A 19,746-nucleotide genomic window follows, 5' to 3' on the forward strand; every position below is an offset into this window, starting at 1 on the left:
CAAATACAGACCCTGTAGAGACGCGATATATCGCGTCTGGTACAAAATTTATGTGTATCGTGATTAACGTGAAATGGTATAACACCAATTCTTCGTGAAGCTGCACAGAATTTTACCCACCCCTTAATCCCCTCCCCGAAATCGGGGAGGGGAAATTCGAGCGTAAGCGAGAATTGGGGTGGGGTTCTTTCTCTGTAACTTCATATTAAATTGGTATAACAGTTTAATTTGATAACTGATAACTGATAATTGACAAGTCTCCCTTGTCCAATTATCTATTCAGCATTACCAGAAGCTGGAGGTACAACAGGCGCAGATTGTTGTTTGAAACGACGTAGTGATTGTCTTAACTGAGTCTGATTACTAGATGATCCCGATGATTTGTTTACTTCTCTACGCCGACGACGAGTGGATTGTGTTGCGGGGGTGGTATTGTTAGGTGCGACTTGCTGTTGTTGCTGTCTAGGTCTTGGGGTAGTTTGGTTGGTAGTTGCTGAAGGAGTTTCCACACGCTGACGACGTAAGCGACGGATAGGTGTTGTTGGTTGAGAAGTTGTTGTTTGGTTTGAATTTGTTTGGCTTGAAGAAGATGATGTAGATGTATTCTGTTTTCTAGTTCTGACTTCTGGAGGAACATCAACAATAGTTCCTGAAGTAAACCGCCGTCTACGTCGTGATGTTTGTTGTGGTGTGCTGGCAGAATTAGAAGTTGCTTGTTGATTTCTTTGTTGTTCTTGTTGTTGTTCTTCTCTTTGTCTTTGACGTTTTTTGACGTTACGGTAACGACGCGAACCTTGTAGGGCGTATTCAGTGGCGATCGCTACTCCTTGTCTACCAGTCTGTGAGGGTTTTAATTTCCAATTCCGAGCCTGGTTAATATGCTCTTCATCTAGTTTGCGATTTCCACTGGATTTGGTGATCCGCACATTCGTAACATTACCCTGAGAATCAGTATCAACAGCTACTTCCACTCTGCCTTCTACCCCTCTACGTCTGGCATCTTCAGGGTATTTAGAATCACACTGACGGCAAGCTGCACGACCATTTCCTGAACTTGTTTGCAGTTTAGGAGGTGTTGGTGCTGTGGCTACACCAGTACCAGAACCATTACCAGAACCATTACCAGAACCATTACCAGAACCGTTACCAGAACCTGTTCCTGTTCCTGTGCCACTGCCGCTACCACTGCCAAAACCAGAACCTGTTCCTGTTTCTGTGCCACTGCCACTACCACTGCCAAAACCAGAACCTGTTCCTGTTCCTATTCCAGTACCACTACCGCCAGTAACTATTGTACCTGTACCATTGCCTGTAGTGGTAGCAACAGTGGAACCACCGCCACCGCCACCGCCACCGCCACCACCAGCATTTGAACCAGTACTTCCTTGACTGTTTCTAGAATCTCTTACTCCGCTTAAAACCTGCCGCAAATTTTCATTGCTTGGCTGTATCTTATTTTGTACTGATGCTGGGGCGGGATTCGGACGCGAATCTGGTGTATTCTTTGGTTGCTGAACAACAGGTTTTGGTTGTGGTATCGGTTGTTTCTCTACTTTTACCAATGGTTGAGGAGGTTTTGGTACGGGTATAACTTCAGTATTCTTGATAGAGTCAGTAGTTGCTTTCGTGCTTAGAGTCTTACTGACATCTATGGGTTCTTGTTTTGGAGTCTCTTTTTTCGTTTCCTCTAATGGTTCTGGCGTTTCCAGCGTAGCAGGCTCAACAATAGTGAATTCTACTGGTTCTCCTTCAGAAGGCACTCTACTTAAAAGATTGCCAATGCCAGAAGCTAATACCCCAATATGCAGCGCTAGTGAACCAATCAGGCTAAAAGCCATAAAAGACTTTAGAGCTTTGGCTTCTTTTTCTCGCTGCTGCACTGCGATGCTGGAAAAGCTCATAATATTGCAACTCATTATTACCTAATCAGTCAGATTAAAATGCCTAGAAGCAAAAGTCAAGCAATACTCTATAGAAAAATTACTTAACTTTTATAGAGTATTGCAATTCGGAAATGCTTAATTTATTAATGGTTTGGCTTCCCAAGAGCATTTAAATTTATAGTAAATTTTATGTAATAAAAGTTAATCAAGCTTGATACAATGTTTTTACGAATTTACTTTGCTATTGATAAGTTATATCATTTACTGCTAGTCTAACTGTTACATTGTTCATCTTTAAAGAAGCATTACATGCTAACTAATCTCAATGAGTTGTTCAAAGCAGGTGGCGTGGTCATGTGGCCCCTGCTTGCATTTAGTGTGGTGGCGATCGCATTGATCATTGAACGGGTGCTTTTCTGGTATCGCATTAACACTCGTCAAAATAAAGTAGTACGAGAGGTATTAAATCTCTATCGTGTAGAGAACGTTGTTAGTGCAATAGATAAACTGAAAAAAAATGCCGACTTACCCATCGCGCGGATTTTTCTCTCGGCGTTGCAATTAGAAGAACCCACACCAGAAGAATTTCGTCTGGCTTTAGAAAGCGAAGCCCAAGCAGAAATTCCTGTCCTCAAGCGTTTCCAAAACTTGTTTGAGACAATTATCGGTCTTGCACCACTGTTGGGTTTGCTGGGGACTGTATTGGGATTGATTGTCTCGTTTGCAGCACTGGATATTGGTGATGTGGGAGGTGCAAAAACCGCAGGTGTTACCGCAGGTATTAGTGAAGCGCTTGTGTCTACAGCATCAGGATTAATTGTAGCTATCTTTACATTGCTGTTTGCTAATACTTTCCGGGGTCTTTACCAACGTCAAATAGCTTCAATTCAAGAATACGGTGGACAACTAGAATTACTGTACCGTCGTCGTTACGAAAGAGGAGAAAGAAGTTATGCGCCCACTAGATGAACCAGATTTGCCACCGCAGATCAATATCGTACCGATGATAGATGTAATTTTTGCAATTTTGACATTTTTTATTATGTCAACTTTGTATTTAACTCGTTCAGAGGGTTTGCCAGTCAGTTTACCCAAGGCAGCAACAGCCAAGCAACAGCAAATTCCGACTAAAATTACTGTGACGGTTGATAAAGATGGACAAGTGAGCTTGAACCGTAAACCTACTACCGTTGATGCATTGGAAGGACAAGTTCGTACTTTGGTGGGTTCTAATCCCGAAGCTTTGGTAATTATTAATGCTGACGAAAAAGTTGGTCACGGTCAAGTTGTGACGGTGATGGATAAGGTGCGTCAAGTTAAAGGAGCTAAGTTGGCTATTGCGACCCAAAAACCATAGTCATTAGTCATTTGTCATTGGTCATTTGTCATTGGTGTTTAGTTTATGATGAATCTTTAAAAAAAATGAATGACACCTTTGGTAGTCCTCAAGAATGGCTGACTGTATTTGCTTATGTGGGATTTGCAGTCTTTATTCTTTGGCGTGTTTTGGTGACACAGAAAAAATGAGGGATACGATTATGTGGGGCGATCGCCCTCTAATTAACGCTGCCATGATAACCAACTAGAGGCTATTTTCTTAATAAAAGGAGTCAAACGAGTACGATTGTAAGCATCAGCTGCTTTGCGAATGGCTTCTGCTTGGGTAGGATAGGGATGAATTGTTTTGGCGATCGCTCCCATTCCCAAGTTATTGGTCATTGCTAAGGTAATCTCGTTGATTATCTCTCCAGCATGACGAGCCACAATAGTTGCACCTAATATTTTGTCAGTGCCTTTTTTGACGTGGACTTTAACAAATCCTTCTGCTTCGCCGTCGATAATTGCCCGGTCTACTTCGTTTAAGGTAATGTAGTAATTGTCAATTTCTATACCTTGATTTTGGGCTTGTTCAGGATACATACCAACATGAGCAACTTCTGGATCAGTATAAGTACACCAAGGCATGATCAGCGAACTTAGTTTTTTGCGTCCCACTCCCAAGATTGAAAACAGCGCATTTTGAACAACTATTCTGGCTGCTGCATCAGCGGCGTGAGTAAATTTCCATTCCATACAAACATCTCCCACCGCATATATACGGGGATTAGTTGTTTGCAGATAATCGTTGATTATGACTCCCTTGTTTTTGTCGTATTGGACACCTACCAAGTCCAAATTTAAATCTTCCACGTTTGGCGATCGCCCCACCCCTACGAGAATTTCATCTACACGTACCTGGTTGTCTTTTCCGTTGGCTTCGTAGTGAATAACTTTGTCTGCATCTTGGCGTTCAACTTTGTGAATATTCGCCCCTAGAATTAACTGAATACCTTCTCTGACAAAAGTTTTTTGGATAATTGCTGCTGCGTCTGCATCTTCGCGCCCCAACAATTGAGAACCTTTTTGCAGTAAAATCACCTCTGAACCTAAACGACGAAAAGTTTGGGCTAATTCGCAACCAATATAACCTCCGCCGATGACAGCGAGACGGTTTGGTCTGCGTGTCAGAGAAAATACGTTTTCGTTAGTTAAATATTGAACTTCTTCTAACCCTGCAATTGATAATTTTTTCGGACTAGAACCAGTGGCAATAACTGATTTCTTAAAGCGTAAAGTTTTATTTGCGACTTCTACAGTATCACGACCGGAAAAATATGCATTGCCAAAAAATACGTCTACTCCAAATTCCTGCTGAAACCGCTTGGCGGAATCATGAGGACTAATTGCTGTCCGAATTCGCCGCAATCGTTCCATCACAGCTGGAAAATCAACGTCAACGTGGTGAAAAGTATCAATACCAAATTTTCCAGCATGTTTGATGTCTGCAACTACGCGCGCTGAACGAATCATGGTTTTCGACGGTACGCAACCAACGTTGGTACAGTCTCCACCCATCAGGTGCTTTTCTACCAAAGCGACCTTTGCACCTAACAAAGCTGCACCCGCAGCTGTTACTAATCCAGCAGTACCCGCACCAATAACCACCAAGTTGTAACAAGGTGCGGGTTCAGGGTTACTCCAATCTGGCGGATGAAGATTTTCGATCAACTCCTGATTATAGCGATCCATAGGTGGAACGCTTATGGGTTGGTCTGTCGCTGAAAATACTGCTTGGCTCATGACTGGCCACTCAATGAGTACAATTTTTATCCTAAAACTTAGCGCGAGTATTTTTCCTCTTGCTAACGATGGTTTTGTTGTATTTCGTCTAACTTTGTTCTAATTGTCTCTAAGTAAGTCGGCGGGAAAAATTCAATGTATATGAAGAAATATAAATTAGCTGTAGTGGCGTGGCAAGGCTAAAATGTTGCATTAGAAAAGGTTGGTAGTAAGCGCTTTAACGCTAAAAAAACTAAAAATCTAATGCATTATTTTAGTCTAGACACGCTACTACATTTAAATTTCTTAACATAGCTATAAATATTAGCGCCAACTTACTTATGCGGTTGCGATTCACACCCAAATCGCTTTGACCAGCTCCCCGATTCTTAAAAAAAGTCGGGGAGCTTGTTGTTCACGAATGATTTAGGATTGCTATATTTAATAACCAATTGAATCTGTTTACATCGCAATATTCACTATCAACCAGTAAACAACAAGTACGAAAACAAGACTGACCCATAAAATGGCTTTATTTTGAAATAAATTGGTTAGACGGTTCATAAGCAGTTCTTTCGAGAATTGATTGATTGTTATCAATGTCTGAGTAGCAATAGATGAATCAAGACCAAGATTTACAGCATACTTTTATATACTTTGGTGACTAATGAAGCATCGGTCTAAAAAATCAAATTTCATCTATCTTGATTTCAGTATGTTTTCACATACTTAAGTTATTACCCCCGAATTAATTGCAGGGTAAAATTAGGAATTGAAGCTATACACTCCTCACTTCAATAATCCTAAAGACAAATACTTATCCATCCAAGGCTATTTCATTCTAGACATAAACAGCCCTGAACTAAAGTTTAGCGGCTAATAGTTCAAGTCCATTAAAGCGGACTAAATTACCACTCAATAGTCGGTTTTAACCGAGTTTTGCTATTAGCCTCAGAATTAATTCTGAGGCTAACTGAATGATAATGAAACAATGGAATAGCCCTGTCAATCAAAATCAAAATGACTTTGATTTAATCGAGCAAAGGAAATTTAAATTTTGATTCTGATATTAATTTTATTCTAGCTATTTCCAAAAAAATTGGCAGCACTTATAAAATAAAATGTTATGCATTTAAATTGTATATTTTGCGAGCAGGTTGTCAAAAGTCAAGAGTCCAGAGTCAAAGACTAGCTTGGACTTTGGACTGTTGACCCTGGACAGTCCTAACGCAAGAATATTTAATCTAAGCGCACATCAGCTTATGCTTTTTAAATGAGTTTAATAATACTGTCATCTCTCGCAAGAGAGATGACAAATCAATTTATCAATAACTTAGGCTGTAAATAACTTCTTTTTCATACCTGAAAGCTAATATATCCTCACCAAGGGTAGACAACAATTTCCTTTCAATAAATGTAAAGTTTGTATTAATCCCTGGCTCGACTAGTGTTTCAAATAGGCTCTCAAATTAAATGAGTTGCTTTCAAACACATATTAGAAAAAACGTAGCCGCTTTTTAATTCTAATCTTTCTTTTCAGGAGTCTTTTATGCGAATTGCTCAGGTTGCTCCACTGTGGGAAAGAGTACCACCTCCAGGTTACGGTGGAACTGAGTTAGTAGTGGGTTTATTAACCGATGAGTTAGTCCGACGTGGACATGAAGTCACGCTATTTGCATCGGGAGATTCTCTCACTTTAGCAAAGCTAGTATCAGTTCATCCTCGTGCTTTACGGCTTGATAAAAGTATCAAAGAGTACGGCGTTTATGAGATGTTAGAATTGAGTCGAGTGTATGAGTCAGCAGAGGAATTTGATATCATTCACTCTCATCTGGGTTGCAATGCATTACCCTACGTTAATTTAGTCAAGACACCTACTGTACATACGTTGCACGGTATTTTTACACCCGACAATGAAAAATTATTTGTACATGCAAAAAATCAACCCTACGTAAGTATTTCTCATTCACAGCGTGAAGCAAGGTTAGGGTTGAATTATGCAGCAACAGTTTATAACGGAATTGATGTCAGCAGTCATAAATTTCATCCTCAACCAGAAGAACCACCCTATTTGGCATTTTTAGGTAGGATATCACTAGAAAAAGGAACACACATAGCAATACAAATTGCCAAAGAAACTGGTTGGCGCTTAAAAATCGCAGGTAAAATAGATGTAGTTGATCAAGAATATTTTGAAAAAGAAGTTAAACCTCTCATTGATGGTAAGCAAATAGAATACTTAGGCGAAGCAAATCATGTTCAGAAAAATGCTCTGATGGGTGGTGCAGTAGCAACTTTATTTACTATTACTTGGCGAGAACCGTTTGGGTTAGTAATGGTAGAATCAATGGCAGCAGGAACACCGGTGATTGCTATAAATATGGGTTCAGTTCCAGAAGTAATTGACCATGGTAAAACTGGTTTTATCTGTAACAATATTGCAGAATGCGTTGATGCTGTGAGCAAGGTAGAAAAACTTGATCGCTATGCATGTCGTCAGCATGTCGATAATAATTTCAGCGTGCGAAAAATGGTAGATGGCTATGAAGCTGTTTATCAAGAAATCGTCGAACAAAAGCTTGCTCAAAATGGAAAACTTATGCACTTAGATGACTTCAAACATAAGCCACAATTTAGTGCATTAAGTCGTTTTGCTAAGTTGGGTTACAAAATCTAAATAAACAGGAAAGTATTAAAGGGAAAAGTAAAGGGAGAATCAATTTTTAATCCCTTTAACTCGGCCCTTGACTCCGGTTTTTTTAGTGAGAAAAAAGTGAGGGATTTTGTTAGCCAAATATCTACGCTCAAATCAATTTGGGGCTGATAATTAAAACCCACTTAAAGTGGGTTAAGTCCCTTATTTATTAAGTCTACTTAAAGTAGACTTTTGCTATGAGCCGCGCAGCGGGCTTGCAGGTGATTCAATAAAAAAAGATAATTTATGCTCCAGTTGGCTCAATATAGCCTTGTAAATTCTCTGGTTCAAACTGGCGTAAAATGCGAGTTGCTTGACGAGTCAATTCTTCAGTACCCTTAATTATAATTAAATATTTTCCTTCATTTAAACGGTTGCGGTAAGGTAAAGCATCCCCACTACCTACAGTTAAACCAACTCCACCACCAACCAAGTATGCACCCAAAGCACCAGCAACAGTTCCTAAAAGTCCACCGATGATATGATTGCCAAAGCTACCAATCGGAAATATTTCTATCCCTGTCAAAGCATTGAAAGCATAACCTGCTATAAAACCAAAGGGAATTAGCCAAATTCCTAGACGAGTTACTCCCTTTTTAGCTTGCACATTTGGGTTGATTAACCCATATTCATCAGCACTTTTGTAGCCTTGACCTAAAATGTCAATTTGATTTAGAGGTAAACCTTCTTTTTCAAGAGCAGAGTAAGCTTCTTCTAGCTGTATTCTATCTGATAAAACTGCAATAAGATAATTCATGATTTTTTTCCAACGCAAAAGCTACTAATAATTAGTAGAAGTGAATCATTTAAAAGCCTGTTTTCATATCAAATAAGCCCGGATAAATGTAGAGACACGCCATGGCTCGTCTGGTACTAGTTGGGGTCGTCATTTGTCACTTGTCATTGTCTATTAGTAAGGATTTTAGTGCTATTTAGTTTTCGTAACATGGTTAGCTTTATTCCCACCGACTTACTTACTAATTAAATAAAAGTCATGACTATAAATTATTTTAGGTAAACTAGGTTTCGTTAGACATATATATATAAATTAAGCAAGATATTTATCAAATACTTCAACCTTAAGAAGGAAGCTTGAACATAAAATGTCAGTCTGAAGACTAAAAATACTATTAAAATTGAACAAAATATCCAAAGACTATTTAACCTGCATATTTGCCTTTTTATTTTCTCAGTAGCTTTTCGCAGGTGATAATAATGACTACAATAAAATGATATACTTCACCTCTGGAGTTCTAGCTGTGGGTTTATTTGATGATTTGAGTCGGTTTCTGGAAAATCGTTTAGAGGAATTCTTGCGAAGTAATCCGCATTTGGAATTAGAAGCTTTGCTAGAACAGCTGCGGGAGCAAGAGGAAGATACTTTAAAGTTGATTGCAGATCTACAATTACAAGAGAAGCGATCGCAAGATGAAATTTTGTCCACAGCGCAAGAAATTCAAAGATGGCACATTCGTGTCCAAAAGGCAAAAAATGGTGGTAGAGAGGATTTAGCAGCAAAAGCACAAGAGAGAGAAGCTGCACTTTTGCGTCAAGGAAATCAGCAGTGGGGACAAATGCAAGGAGTAAAAGAACGCATCACCCAAGCACAAGATTTACTTAAGAAAGTTCAACAACGACGTCAAGAAGTACAAGCAAAAGCTGTGGAAGCACAAAGCGCACGCGCGAAAGCACAAGCACAACAGCGTGTTGAAAGTGCTGGTTGGTCAAATCAAAGCCGTAGTTATTCTAGCGGAAATGATCCTTTAGAAGAAACATTCCGCCGTTGGGAAACTGAGGCTGAGTTGGAAGAGATGAAACGGAAGATGGGAAAATAGTTATTGGTGATTGGTCATTGGTCATTTGTAAATAAATACTGACACTTGATTTTTGACTATTGACCGATAATTCCGAGCAGGGTAAAAAAAAGCGGATTAATCCTGGGATAAATCGAAAATCCAAAATCCTCAAGAAAGCGGATTAATCCGTGGGGTTAACCCAAAATCCAAAATCCAAAATCCAAAATCCAAAATTGGATGACACTTGACTCTTAATCAATGACATTTCCTGTTTATTTTTATCTGGGTTCATTGCGGATTCACCCACATATTTTATTTGAATCTATAGCTTATACTGTGGCATTACGTTTAGTATTGCGTAATGTCCGCAAGGATATTATTACACCCCCACAGCGCACTTCTATTATTGTGGGTGGAATGCTAGGTGCGCTTGTGGGTGCAAAGGCGTTAGTTTTACTGCAACATATTGATTTGTTTTGGCAAAATTCTCAGCTATTTTTATTATTATTATTGCAAGGAAAAACAGTTGTTGGAGCTTTATTAGGTGCTGTGATTGGGGTAGAAATTACCAAGAAAATTATTGGTGTGAAGCATTCCACTGGTGATGTATTTGTCTATCCATTAATACTAGGAACGGCGATTGGTAGGATTGGTTGCTTTTTAACAGGGTTGAGCGATCGCACTTATGGAATTGGGACGAAATTACCTTGGGGTGTAGATTTTGGTGATGGAATTCTCCGTCATCCCACCCAATTATATGAAATCATATTTTTAATCATCTTAATTATATTTATACGCCTTCGCAGTCGCTATCAATACCAAGAAGGTGATTTATTTAAATTTTATTTAGTTTGTTATTTAAGTTTTAGATTTTTGATAGATTTTATAAAGCCCGACTTTCATATTTTCTTAGGCATGAGTGCGATTCAAATTGCTTGTTTGTGCGCTATAGTTTATTACAATCGCTCTGTTCCTGAGATGTTCCAATTGAAATCGTAAGGCATGGAGCATAGTAAATTGTTAGATTTTTTATCTAGCCTACAATTGTTATTTGTAGGTTTTATCCCTGCTGCAATCTTGGGGATTTTACTGGGAAGTGCAATTGGTATAAATCCCTTACTTTATCAACTATGTAAGCGGTTGCTACAAATTCCCTACAGTATTCCTCCCATAGCACTTGTACCAATCGCTTTCATCTTTTTTAATGAAGTAGAAGTAGCAGCAAGTATGGTTGTTTTTTTTAGTGCTATCTGGTCAGTAATGATTAACACAGCTACAGGTATGCGAAAAAGTCGTCTCCAAGATAATAATTTTCGTGTAGCAATAAACTATATATTCGATGCTTTAAGAACTAGTCTTTGGATAGCTTGGTTTACTGTGATTGCAATTGAAATGTTAACAATCGGAAAAGGATTAGGGTTTTTGATTTGGAATGGTTACAGAGGAGGTAACTATAACAATATTATCGAGGGTGTAATATATATTGGCACTATCGGTTTTCTCTTGGATCAACTATTAGATATTACAGGGAATATTTTGACACAACTTGTCTCGGAAGGACAAAAATCTTAATTTGGGTTTTTCACCTTAGTGTCTTAGTGTCTACCCTCCGGGAAACCGCTAGCGCGTCTATAGTGTTTCAAAAGTTGATTGATTAAGCACTAAGACGCTAAGACACTAAGAAAAGTACATTACACCTCGAAAATGAAATATTAATTAATTACTTTCATTGCTGCTTGAACTCGAATTGTAGAAAACCACTTATCGTCTGTTCTCCATAGTTCCAAGACGTCATGATTTTTATTATCAACTGTACGCCATCGCAGCCAGTGGTTGTGATCTCTAGTTCTTAACATAATTGCTTTTTGAGCAATTATGGAACCATTTTCTATACCAGATTTAACTGAATTAATTTCTGAACGCACAGTGTTAGCTGTATTTTGAGCAGCTTGTGATTCCGAACGAGCTGTGTTGGCTGTATTTTGAGCAGTTTGTGCTTCTGAACGAGCCGTATTTGCTGTGGTTTGAGCGTTTTTCGCCTCAGAGCGAGCAGTTTGTGCTTCTGAGTAAGCAGTCTTTACAGTTTTTGCAGTATCTTGAATCAGATTTGTTGTATTTGTCAGGAGAGTTTTTGTAGTTTCAAGTTCCGTTTTTGTCGCTTGCAGTTCTGATTTTAATTGTTCTATTTCTTTAGTTTTCTTTTGTAATTCTGTCTGAATAGATTGCACTTGCGCTTGGATTTGTGATTTTATGGTTTCAAATCTAGATGTTTCGTTTTCTATTTCCTTGCGTGCATCTTCTATTCTTCTAATTGCTTCTTCATAGGCTTGTAATGGTGTTAGTGCCATGTTTTATCCTTTAATAATGACTAATTGATTTGTTAGTGTTCTATATCAATACTGGTTGATGAAGAGCCGAGAAATAAATTTCCGGCTTTAAGGTTTAACACATTTTAATGGGTTAAAAGGTTGCTTAGTAAGCTTTGATCTGAATTTAGCTATTAGCTGCTAATTTATTTGAGGGTGAGATTTTGGGCAAAACTCCGAACAGTATTGTGTTTTATCTTGAGATAACTGTTAATTGAGCTAAAGCCAATTCTTCCACAATCTATAGAGTTGACCATATTTCAACCAATCCCTGATAAAAATATCTTTAAAGTCAGGCGCGCTTCTAGCAACATAGTTCATTCTGGCTGCATTATATTGCAGTTGCCCGTACACATCTAGTATTTTATTAATAGATGATTTTTCATTAATTCTGATTAATAGTTCACACTCTTTTAATCTATAAATATCAATATTTTCTAAGTCTAGCCCCGACTTCCATTGTAAATCTAGCTGGCGTCTGCATTCATCAAATGGATTAGGCAGTAGGCGTCTAAATTTTTCTAATTCTTTTTTAAATTCTTCTATTTCTCCAACTGCGATCGCTTCAATTTTATCTATTAATTTATCTACGTCTTGAAAGAACTTTGATTCTAAAGCATCTATCCGATCTAAGGTTGGTTCAATTAGTTTTCTTTGAAATTGTTCTGGTGTAAATCTATCACTAATTTCTTTGGCTGTTTTAATAGTATCCATCATGGTGATGGAAATTTGAGTGATTCTGTTTTCTAATGATTTATCAATATCTCCTATTGTTGCTCTTAAACTTAAGATTGCTTCTGCACGAGCCAGATTAATTTCGTCAAAGGTGATTTTCAAATTTTCTTTGTAGCCTGTATCAACATCACTAAGCAAATCATCAATATTGCTTTTAATTTCGTCTTTTAATCCAGAAAAATTATCAACTGTTTGTTTCACTATGTCTTTAGCAGCATCTTCTGTTTGTGCAATCCGCCTTTGGGCGATGTAATCAATTTTTTCTGCAAATGGAGCTAAATTATCATCAAATAAGTTATTCATTGCAGAATCGAACTCTTTTCTAATCGGCTCTGCAAAACTTTTTGAGATCCTTCTTACTACTCCTTTTATACCTATATTCAGAATGCCGGCTGGATTACAATCACCACTTACACATCTGTCTAGTTTTGCGCCTATGTAGCTACCATTTTTTTCTAATTTATCTTTTACCTCAGAAGTCAATGTCATATATATCTCGCAGACGAAATTTTATAGATAGATGTGTTAGTCAAGAAAAATAAATTAACTGAACATGGCAATTTTGTTTAAGTAAGATGTTTAATCAATGAGCTAAAAAGCACATTTTTTTTTACACGAATAACTTAAAATAATGGATTTTTTAGGAATTATTTTAGTTTTTTAATTTTACATCGTTTAAATTATCACACTTACATTAAGCAGTATAAAATTTTAATCTTATTTTTACAAGAATTTATTTTTGTGAGATTTTATACAAATAAAGTCAATACTGTTCGGTGTTTTGTACAAAATCCCGCTCTAAAATCACTAACCGACATCTTGCACCAGATGCAATTAGCCGTAAAATAAATTTTCGGCTCAAAGCTTAAACCCATTAAGATGGCTTAAAACTTTAACTAGTCGGTTTAAAACCGACTTTAGCTTTAAGCCCAAATTTTAATTTAGGGTTAAGTGCAAGATATAAGCTAACAGAGATCGACAGACGTAAAGATTTGTTTCTCTGTGTCCTTTAAACTAAGCAGGCGAGAAAATCTTGTTTGAGTTTGGCTTCATCTAGGTTACGACCGATGAAGACTAGTTCGTTTTTACGGGTTTCGGTGTCTTTCCAAGGGCGATCAGGTTTACCTTCAAAGATCATATGCACTCCTTGAAAGACAAAGCGATCGCTTTCTCCAGCGATATTCAAAATACCCTTCATCCGAAAGATATCTGCGCCTTGGGTTTGCAGTAACTTACCCAGCCAATTGTTGAGTTGATCTCCATCGAGGGCGCCTTCTGCAACTAAAGCCACAGAATAGACGGTTTCATCATGTTGATGAGCATCTTCTCCCAAGAATTCTGGATCAATTTCTAAAGCGCGATCTAAATCAAAGGCTTTCACACCTAAAAGCGCATCCATTTCAACTTGGGAATTGCGGGTACGGTAAATTTTTGCCATTGCATTCATCCCGCGAATTCGTCTTTCTAATTCATCGAGTACATCTGGCGTCACTAAATCGGTTTTATTTAACAAAATAACATCAGCAAAAGCAATCTGTTCTTGGGCTTCGTCAGCTTCCCAATGTTGCCAAATATGCTTGGCATCGACTACTGTGACTACAGCATCCAGTTCTAACTGTTCCCGCATATCTTCATCGACAAAAAATGTCTGAATCACTGGTGCAGGATCAGCTAGTCCAGTGGTTTCAATCACCAAATGGTCAAATTTGTGACGGCGTTTCATCAAATTACCGATGATGCGAATTAAATCACCCCGCACTGTACAGCATATACAGCCGTTGTTCATCTCAAAGATTTCTTCATCTGTATCGATCACCAATTGATTGTCAATACCGACTTCCCCAAATTCATTGACAATCACAGCCACTTTTTTACCATGTTCGTGGGTGAGAATACGATTAAGCAGAGTTGTTTTTCCAGATCCTAAATAACCAGTGAGAACTGTTACTGGAACTACGTCTGTTGTCACAGTACTGATCATATGCTACAGATACCTTATTTTTTAAATGATAATCGTATTCACTATAAGCACCTTGGATAATTTTATCAATGTCGGTTGCCCAATAAGAAACAGCATTGAAATACGCGCGATCGCTTTTTTTATTCGATGAGAGTGGAGTTACCACATTGACGTGCATTAACTAATCCTTCCTAGCCAGCAGAAGCGGTTTCTGGTAATTGAATAGATACAGTTTTCATGCGATCGCAATCGTATTGAGTTTCTTGCTCTCAGGTTAACTTGTTTTCATACTTGGAGTGCGATCGCTTTTTGATGGGTGGGAATGCGATCGCACAATTATAGAGAATTTGAACAAGCGATCGCACCCAGATCCCCGACTTTTGATAAAAGTCGGGGATCTTGTTTGGAGTTCTAGGTTCTCAACTTAAAGTTTCTCGTTTCAAATGCGTAGACGCAAAGCAACTTGTCGCCAGACATCGCACTTCATAAAATCAAACAGTCTGCTTCAGCAGAGTTTAGCTATGAGACTGCGATTTCAATCGCAGGCGTTTCAAATGCGATGTCTGACGACAAGCCACTGTGTGTCTACGCACCACCCCTCACACTTACCACCAACCTACTGCTGATATTTTCTAATCAATTCCAACGCTTTTTGGTAATCAGCAGTTCTTCCTTGTTGTCGAAACAATTCAGCAGCTTTTTGCAAATCAGCAATTCCACTCTGCTTATCTCCTATCGCAGCACGAGCTAAACCCCGGTTGTAGTAGGCTTTGTGATAATTGGGATTAATTTTGATGGCAGAGGTGTAATCAGCTATAGCCCCTTGATTGTCTCCCAATTGGCGGCGGGCTAGACCCCGGTTGTTGTAGGCTTGGGCTAAGTTGGGATTAATTTTGAGAGCAGTGTTGTAATCAGCTATAGCCCCTTGCTTGTCTCCCAAATCACTGCGGGCTACACCCCGGTTGTTGTAGGCTAGGGCTAAGTTAGGATTAATTTTGATGGCAGAGTTGTAATCAGCGATCGCCCCTTGCTTGGCTCCCAATTCACTGCGGACTACACCCCGGTTGTAGTAGGCTTTGTCATAGTTGGGATTGAGACGAATTGCTTCTGTGAAATCAGCTATTGCACCCTTATAATCTTTTTGATCATACTTCTCATAAGCTCTGATATAAAAGTCATCTGCTTTCAACCCAGTCGCCAAAACATCCGGTGGACGCACTCCCACATCCACACCCACAGCTAACATTTGCCGCAACGCTGAATAAATAGTAGTACCTAAACCCGTAATAATCTTACTCTGACTTTTCTCGCCGATTTCTTGTTCATCAGCCCTACCGTGAATTGCTACCACTTCCCCTTGTTCATTCAGCACAGCCCCACCACTCATACCACCTAAAGTATCGTTATCGTAGAGAATGTTGTAACCTTCACGCTGTGCTGTGCCGTTTGCCTGAACTTGTCCTTTGTTGAAAAATAAAGGCGGGTCGGTAATTACTCCTCTTTTTGCCGGAAACCCTGCTACATATATTGTTGTGCTAGCCGTAGCCTTGTCAGAATTCCCAATCTTGGCTATTTTATAATCCTTGCTACTACTAAACTCAACCACAGCCAAATCCACATTCGGTAAGCGTTTGACAGACTTCACCTGATGAGTTTGTGTATCTGGCGTAATAATTTCGTACTTACCACCATCTTTTACCACATGATAAGCGGTCAAAACAGTGTAAGTGTTGCCAGAATGTTTAATCAAAACACCCGAACCAGCTAAATTGGGATTTTGACTATCGACAATCCGCACAGTAATTTCTCTACCAATCTGTTCCACCTCTTGCTGAGATAGAGCGACTGCAACTTGTGATTGCACCAATACCATTGATACCCCAATGAATACAGGTGGCAGTGTATAGAAGTACTTCATTTTATATAAAAGAGTGTGTTGCTGAAACTTGTGAAAATATATGGAAATAAAAAAAGCTACAAATCAAACTTGCAGCTTTGCAGAATCGTACTTAGATATATCAAGAAAAATAGAATTTGTAAAAGGGAACAGGGACTGCATTTGGTGTCTGACGACAAGCTGCTGCGGTCTACGCACCCAGATCCCCGACTTTTGATAAAAGTCGGGGATCTTGTTTAGTGTCTTAGTGTCTTGGTGTTTCAAAAATTATTTTTACCACAAAGGCACAAAGACACAAAGACGTTTAATTCGCCAAAGTTACTGGCGGATACTGCTGCAACACATGCTTCAAATACTGTCCAGTATAGGACTTGGGATTCTGTGCAACTTCTTCTGGCGTACCCTGAGCGATGATTTCTCCACCTTGATCACCACCTTCTGGACCCAAATCGATCACCCAATCAGCACAACGAATCACATCCAAGTTGTGTTCAATCACCAAAATCGAATTACCTTTATCTACTAATCTTTGCAACACATCCAATAACTTATGGACATCGTAAAAAGATAAACCTGTGGTTGGTTCATCAATTAAATAAAGTGTCTTACCTGTAGCGCGACGTGATAATTCTGTTGCTAACTTCACTCGCTGTGCTTCTCCACCAGATAAAGTAGTTGCAGGTTGTCCGAGTTGAATGTAACCCAACCCAACATCTACTAAAGTTTGCAAGCGATTCACAGCTTTGGGAATATTCTGGAAAAACTCCAAAGCTTCCTCAACAGTCATTTTCAAAACATCAGCAATAGATTTGTCTTTGTATTTAACTTGCAAGGTTTCGCGGTTGTATCTTGCACCTTTGCAGACTTCACACTGCACATACACATCCGGGAGAAAATTCATTTCAATGACATTCACACCTTGTCCACTACAAGCTTCACAACGTCCACCTTTAACATTGAAAGAAAATTGTCCTGGTTTGTAACCCCTGGCTTTTGCTTCAATAGTAGCTGAAAAGGCGTCGCGAATCACATCAAAAATACCTGTGTAAGTCGCTGGGTTAGAACGGGGTGTTCTACCGATGGGTGATTGATCAATAACGATCGCTTTATCAATCGCACTCAATCCCTTAATTCCATCAATTTCTTTCGGTAAAGGAACTTTACGAAAAAGGTGATGTTGCAATGCTGGATAAAGTAATTCATTAATTAAAGTGGACTTTCCAGAACCAGAAACACCCGTAACAGCGACAAGTTTACCCAGTGGAATCTCCACATCTATATTTCTGAGGTTGTTACGACGAGCATTTTTAATAACTAAACTTATCCCATTCCCTTCTCTTCGAGTTGCAGGAGTTTGAATCACTCGCCTTCCCGACAAATACGCACCCGTCAGAGAACTTTCTGCTGTTAATAAAACTTGTAAATCACCCTCAGCAATAATATTACCGCCGTGAATCCCTGCACCCGGCCCAATATCAACTATATGATCAGCAGCCCGAATCGTGTCTTCGTCATGCTCAACGACAATTAACGTATTCCCCAAATCCCGCAACTTCGTTAAAGTCTGCAATAACCTACCATTATCGCGTTGATGCAAACCAATACTTGGTTCATCCAAAACGTATAATACACCAGTCAACCCAGAACCAATCTGAGTTGCCAAACGAATACGTTGCGCTTCTCCACCCGAAAGCGTCATCGCCGGACGATCTAAAGTTAAATAATCCAACCCCACATCCAACAAAAACTGCAATCTCGCCCGAATTTCTCGCAACACCAAATCAGCAATCTGCATTTGGCGATCGCTCAACTTTAATTGCTCTACCCTGTGTTGACACTCACGAATTGAAACTCCAGTCAAATCCAACACTCTGTACTGTCCCAACCGCACCGCCAAAGCTTCCGGTTTCAAACGCTTTCCGCCACACACCGCACAAGGTTGATCAATCAAATACTGTTCTAATTTTTGCTTAACTAACTCCGTACCCCCCTCATATTGCCTCTGCAAAATGGGAATCACACCTTTAAAACTCTGCTTCCTCTGCGCCTCTGCGGTTCCCTCTCCATATAAAATGATCTGCTGTTGTTCTTCAGTCAACTTTTGCCAGTGTGTTTGCAACTCAAACCCGTAAGCTTGACTCAAACCATACAACAACTCTAAATAATAAGAATTATCCTTTTCCGACCAAGGAGCGATCGCAGCATATACAGGCGCTTCCGGATCAGGTACCACCAACTCCGGCGCAAATGTTTTTAAAGTACCAAGTCCGTGACAATTAGGACAAGCACCGTAGGGCGAGTTAAACGAGAACAAACGCGGCGATAACTCCTCCATCACCGCACCGTGTTCTGGACAAGCAAAATTTTCGGAAAAAACTAATTCTTCGTCATTTGTTTCTTGAGTGCTGTCAGAAACAGGAGTAAAAAGAATTACTGCTATCCCTTCGGATAACTTCAAGCAAGTACTAAGAGAATCGACCAAACGCTCTTGAATACCGTCTTTTTTCACCAAGCGATCAATAACAACTTCAATCGTATGTGTAAAATTTTTATCTAACTCAATCGCGTCTGAAAGTTCCCGCACTTCCCCATCGATACGCACACGCACAAAACCTTGGGAAGCCAGACCAGATAACAGCTTTTTATGAGTGCCTTTTTTACCCCGTACCACAGGCGCGAGAATTTGGAACCGGGTGCGATCGCTCAAATCCATAATCCGATCCACCATCTCATCGATAGTTTGGGGAGCAATACAGCGATCGCAAATTGGACAATGGGGTTCTCCCGCCCGTCCAAATAATAACCGTAAATAGTCGTAAATCTCCGTCACCGTTCCCACTGTCGAACGGGGGTTATGAGAAGTCGATTTTTGATCAATAGAAATCGCCGGACTCAACCCTTCAATTGACTCCACATCCGGCTTATCCATCTGTCCTAAAAATTGTCGCGCGTATGCACTCAAAGATTCTACATAACGGCGCTGTCCTTCAGCAAAAATCGTATCGAATGCCAAAGAAGACTTACCAGAACCAGAGACACCCGTAAAAACAATCAGGCGATCGCGCGGTAATTCTAAATCAATATTTTTCAGGTTATGCTGCCTAGCACCACGAATTCTAATCGTATTCAAGCTGTTGGGGTTGGGATAGGGAAGGTGTCCATTTAGGGACGCAGCAAACTGAGTGTCTGACATATCAACAGGCTAATAAATATGGGGCAGCATGAAACAGTCCTTAATAATACTAGCGTTGACTTGCACAGAATAGAACAATCGTACTGTTTAATTCATCGAGGGATTGGGGATTGGTTATTCTC

At 39.4% G+C, this 19,746-nt stretch carries 13 protein-coding genes and 1 pseudogene; 6 read left to right on the forward strand and 8 right to left on the reverse strand.

Annotation, left to right across the window (positions count from 1 at the left end; translation table 11 throughout):
• Positions 1-275: 275 nt before the first annotated feature.
• Positions 276-1,901, reverse strand: a complete 1,626-nt coding sequence (locus tag B4U84_RS19315; protein WP_131120146.1) for an energy transducer TonB — start codon at positions 1,899-1,901, stop codon at positions 276-278.
• 291 nt (positions 1,902-2,192) lie between these two features.
• Here B4U84_RS19315 and B4U84_RS19320 point away from each other — a divergent pair, with 291 nt between their 5' ends.
• On the forward strand, positions 2,193-2,852 hold the full coding sequence (locus B4U84_RS19320) for a MotA/TolQ/ExbB proton channel family protein (protein WP_131120148.1): 660 nt from the start codon (positions 2,193-2,195) through the stop codon (positions 2,850-2,852).
• Positions 2,836-3,240: an ExbD/TolR family protein gene (locus tag B4U84_RS19325; protein ID WP_017310782.1), complete on the forward strand. Its 405-nt coding sequence runs from the start codon at positions 2,836-2,838 to the stop codon at positions 3,238-3,240. The genes B4U84_RS19320 and B4U84_RS19325 overlap by 17 nt, the downstream gene beginning before the upstream one ends.
• Before the next feature lie 203 nt (positions 3,241-3,443).
• On the opposite strand, the gene B4U84_RS19330 is transcribed toward B4U84_RS19325, so the two are convergent.
• Positions 3,444-5,003: a mercuric reductase gene (locus B4U84_RS19330; RefSeq protein WP_131120150.1), complete on the reverse strand. Its 1,560-nt coding sequence runs from the start codon at positions 5,001-5,003 to the stop codon at positions 3,444-3,446.
• A 1,528-nt stretch (positions 5,004-6,531) separates the two neighbouring features.
• Here B4U84_RS19330 and B4U84_RS19335 point away from each other — a divergent pair.
• Positions 6,532-7,659: a glycosyltransferase family 4 protein gene (locus B4U84_RS19335; protein WP_131120152.1), complete on the forward strand. Its 1,128-nt coding sequence runs from the start codon at positions 6,532-6,534 to the stop codon at positions 7,657-7,659.
• A gap of 262 nt (positions 7,660-7,921) precedes the next feature.
• On the opposite strand, the gene B4U84_RS19340 is transcribed toward B4U84_RS19335, so the two are convergent.
• Positions 7,922-8,434, reverse strand: coding sequence for a hypothetical protein (locus B4U84_RS19340; protein WP_131120154.1), 513 nt, complete (start codon positions 8,432-8,434; stop codon positions 7,922-7,924).
• Between the two features lie 472 nt (positions 8,435-8,906).
• On the opposite strand from B4U84_RS19340, the gene B4U84_RS19345 reads away from it, so the two are divergent.
• From B4U84_RS19345 to B4U84_RS19355, 3 genes are all read left to right on the forward strand, one after another.
• Entirely contained in the window at positions 8,907-9,512 is a 606-nt protein-coding gene (locus B4U84_RS19345) for a TIGR04376 family protein (RefSeq protein ID WP_017310787.1), read from the forward strand.
• Positions 9,513-9,731: 219 nt separating this feature from the next.
• Positions 9,732-10,472, forward strand: coding sequence for a prolipoprotein diacylglyceryl transferase (locus B4U84_RS19350; RefSeq protein WP_131120157.1), 741 nt, complete (start codon positions 9,732-9,734; stop codon positions 10,470-10,472).
• A 3-nt stretch (positions 10,473-10,475) separates the two neighbouring features.
• Entirely contained in the window at positions 10,476-11,045 is a 570-nt protein-coding gene (locus B4U84_RS19355) for an ABC transporter permease (protein WP_017310789.1), read from the forward strand.
• Positions 11,046-11,185: 140 nt separating this feature from the next.
• Here the strand turns inward: B4U84_RS19355 and B4U84_RS19360 are convergent, their stop codons facing one another.
• The 5 genes and pseudogenes from B4U84_RS19360 to uvrA form a co-directional block, all read right to left on the reverse strand.
• Positions 11,186-11,821 (reverse strand): hypothetical protein, encoded by a 636-nt coding sequence (locus B4U84_RS19360; protein ID WP_017310790.1) that lies wholly within the window; start codon positions 11,819-11,821, stop codon positions 11,186-11,188.
• Positions 11,822-12,058: 237 nt separating this feature from the next.
• Positions 12,059-13,063, reverse strand: a complete 1,005-nt coding sequence (locus tag B4U84_RS19365) for a hypothetical protein (RefSeq protein ID WP_017310791.1) — start codon at positions 13,061-13,063, stop codon at positions 12,059-12,061.
• A gap of 520 nt (positions 13,064-13,583) precedes the next feature.
• On the reverse strand, positions 13,584-14,555 hold the full coding sequence (locus B4U84_RS19370; RefSeq protein WP_017310792.1) for a CobW family GTP-binding protein: 972 nt from the start codon (positions 14,553-14,555) through the stop codon (positions 13,584-13,586).
• A gap of 664 nt (positions 14,556-15,219) precedes the next feature.
• Positions 15,220-16,452, reverse strand: a pseudogene (locus tag B4U84_RS19380) (tetratricopeptide repeat-containing S1 family peptidase); the annotation flags it as partial.
• 283 nt (positions 16,453-16,735) lie between these two features.
• Complete coding sequence (gene uvrA, locus B4U84_RS19385; RefSeq protein WP_131120161.1) at positions 16,736-19,624, reverse strand: excinuclease ABC subunit UvrA; 2,889 nt, start codon at positions 19,622-19,624, stop codon at positions 16,736-16,738.
• Positions 19,625-19,746: the final 122 nt, after the last annotated feature.

Origin of the sequence: Westiellopsis prolifica IICB1 (genome assembly GCF_004323185.1) — a bacterium.
In the GTDB taxonomy this organism is placed as follows: Bacteria; Cyanobacteriota; Cyanobacteriia; order Cyanobacteriales; family Nostocaceae; genus Pelatocladus; species Pelatocladus prolificus_A.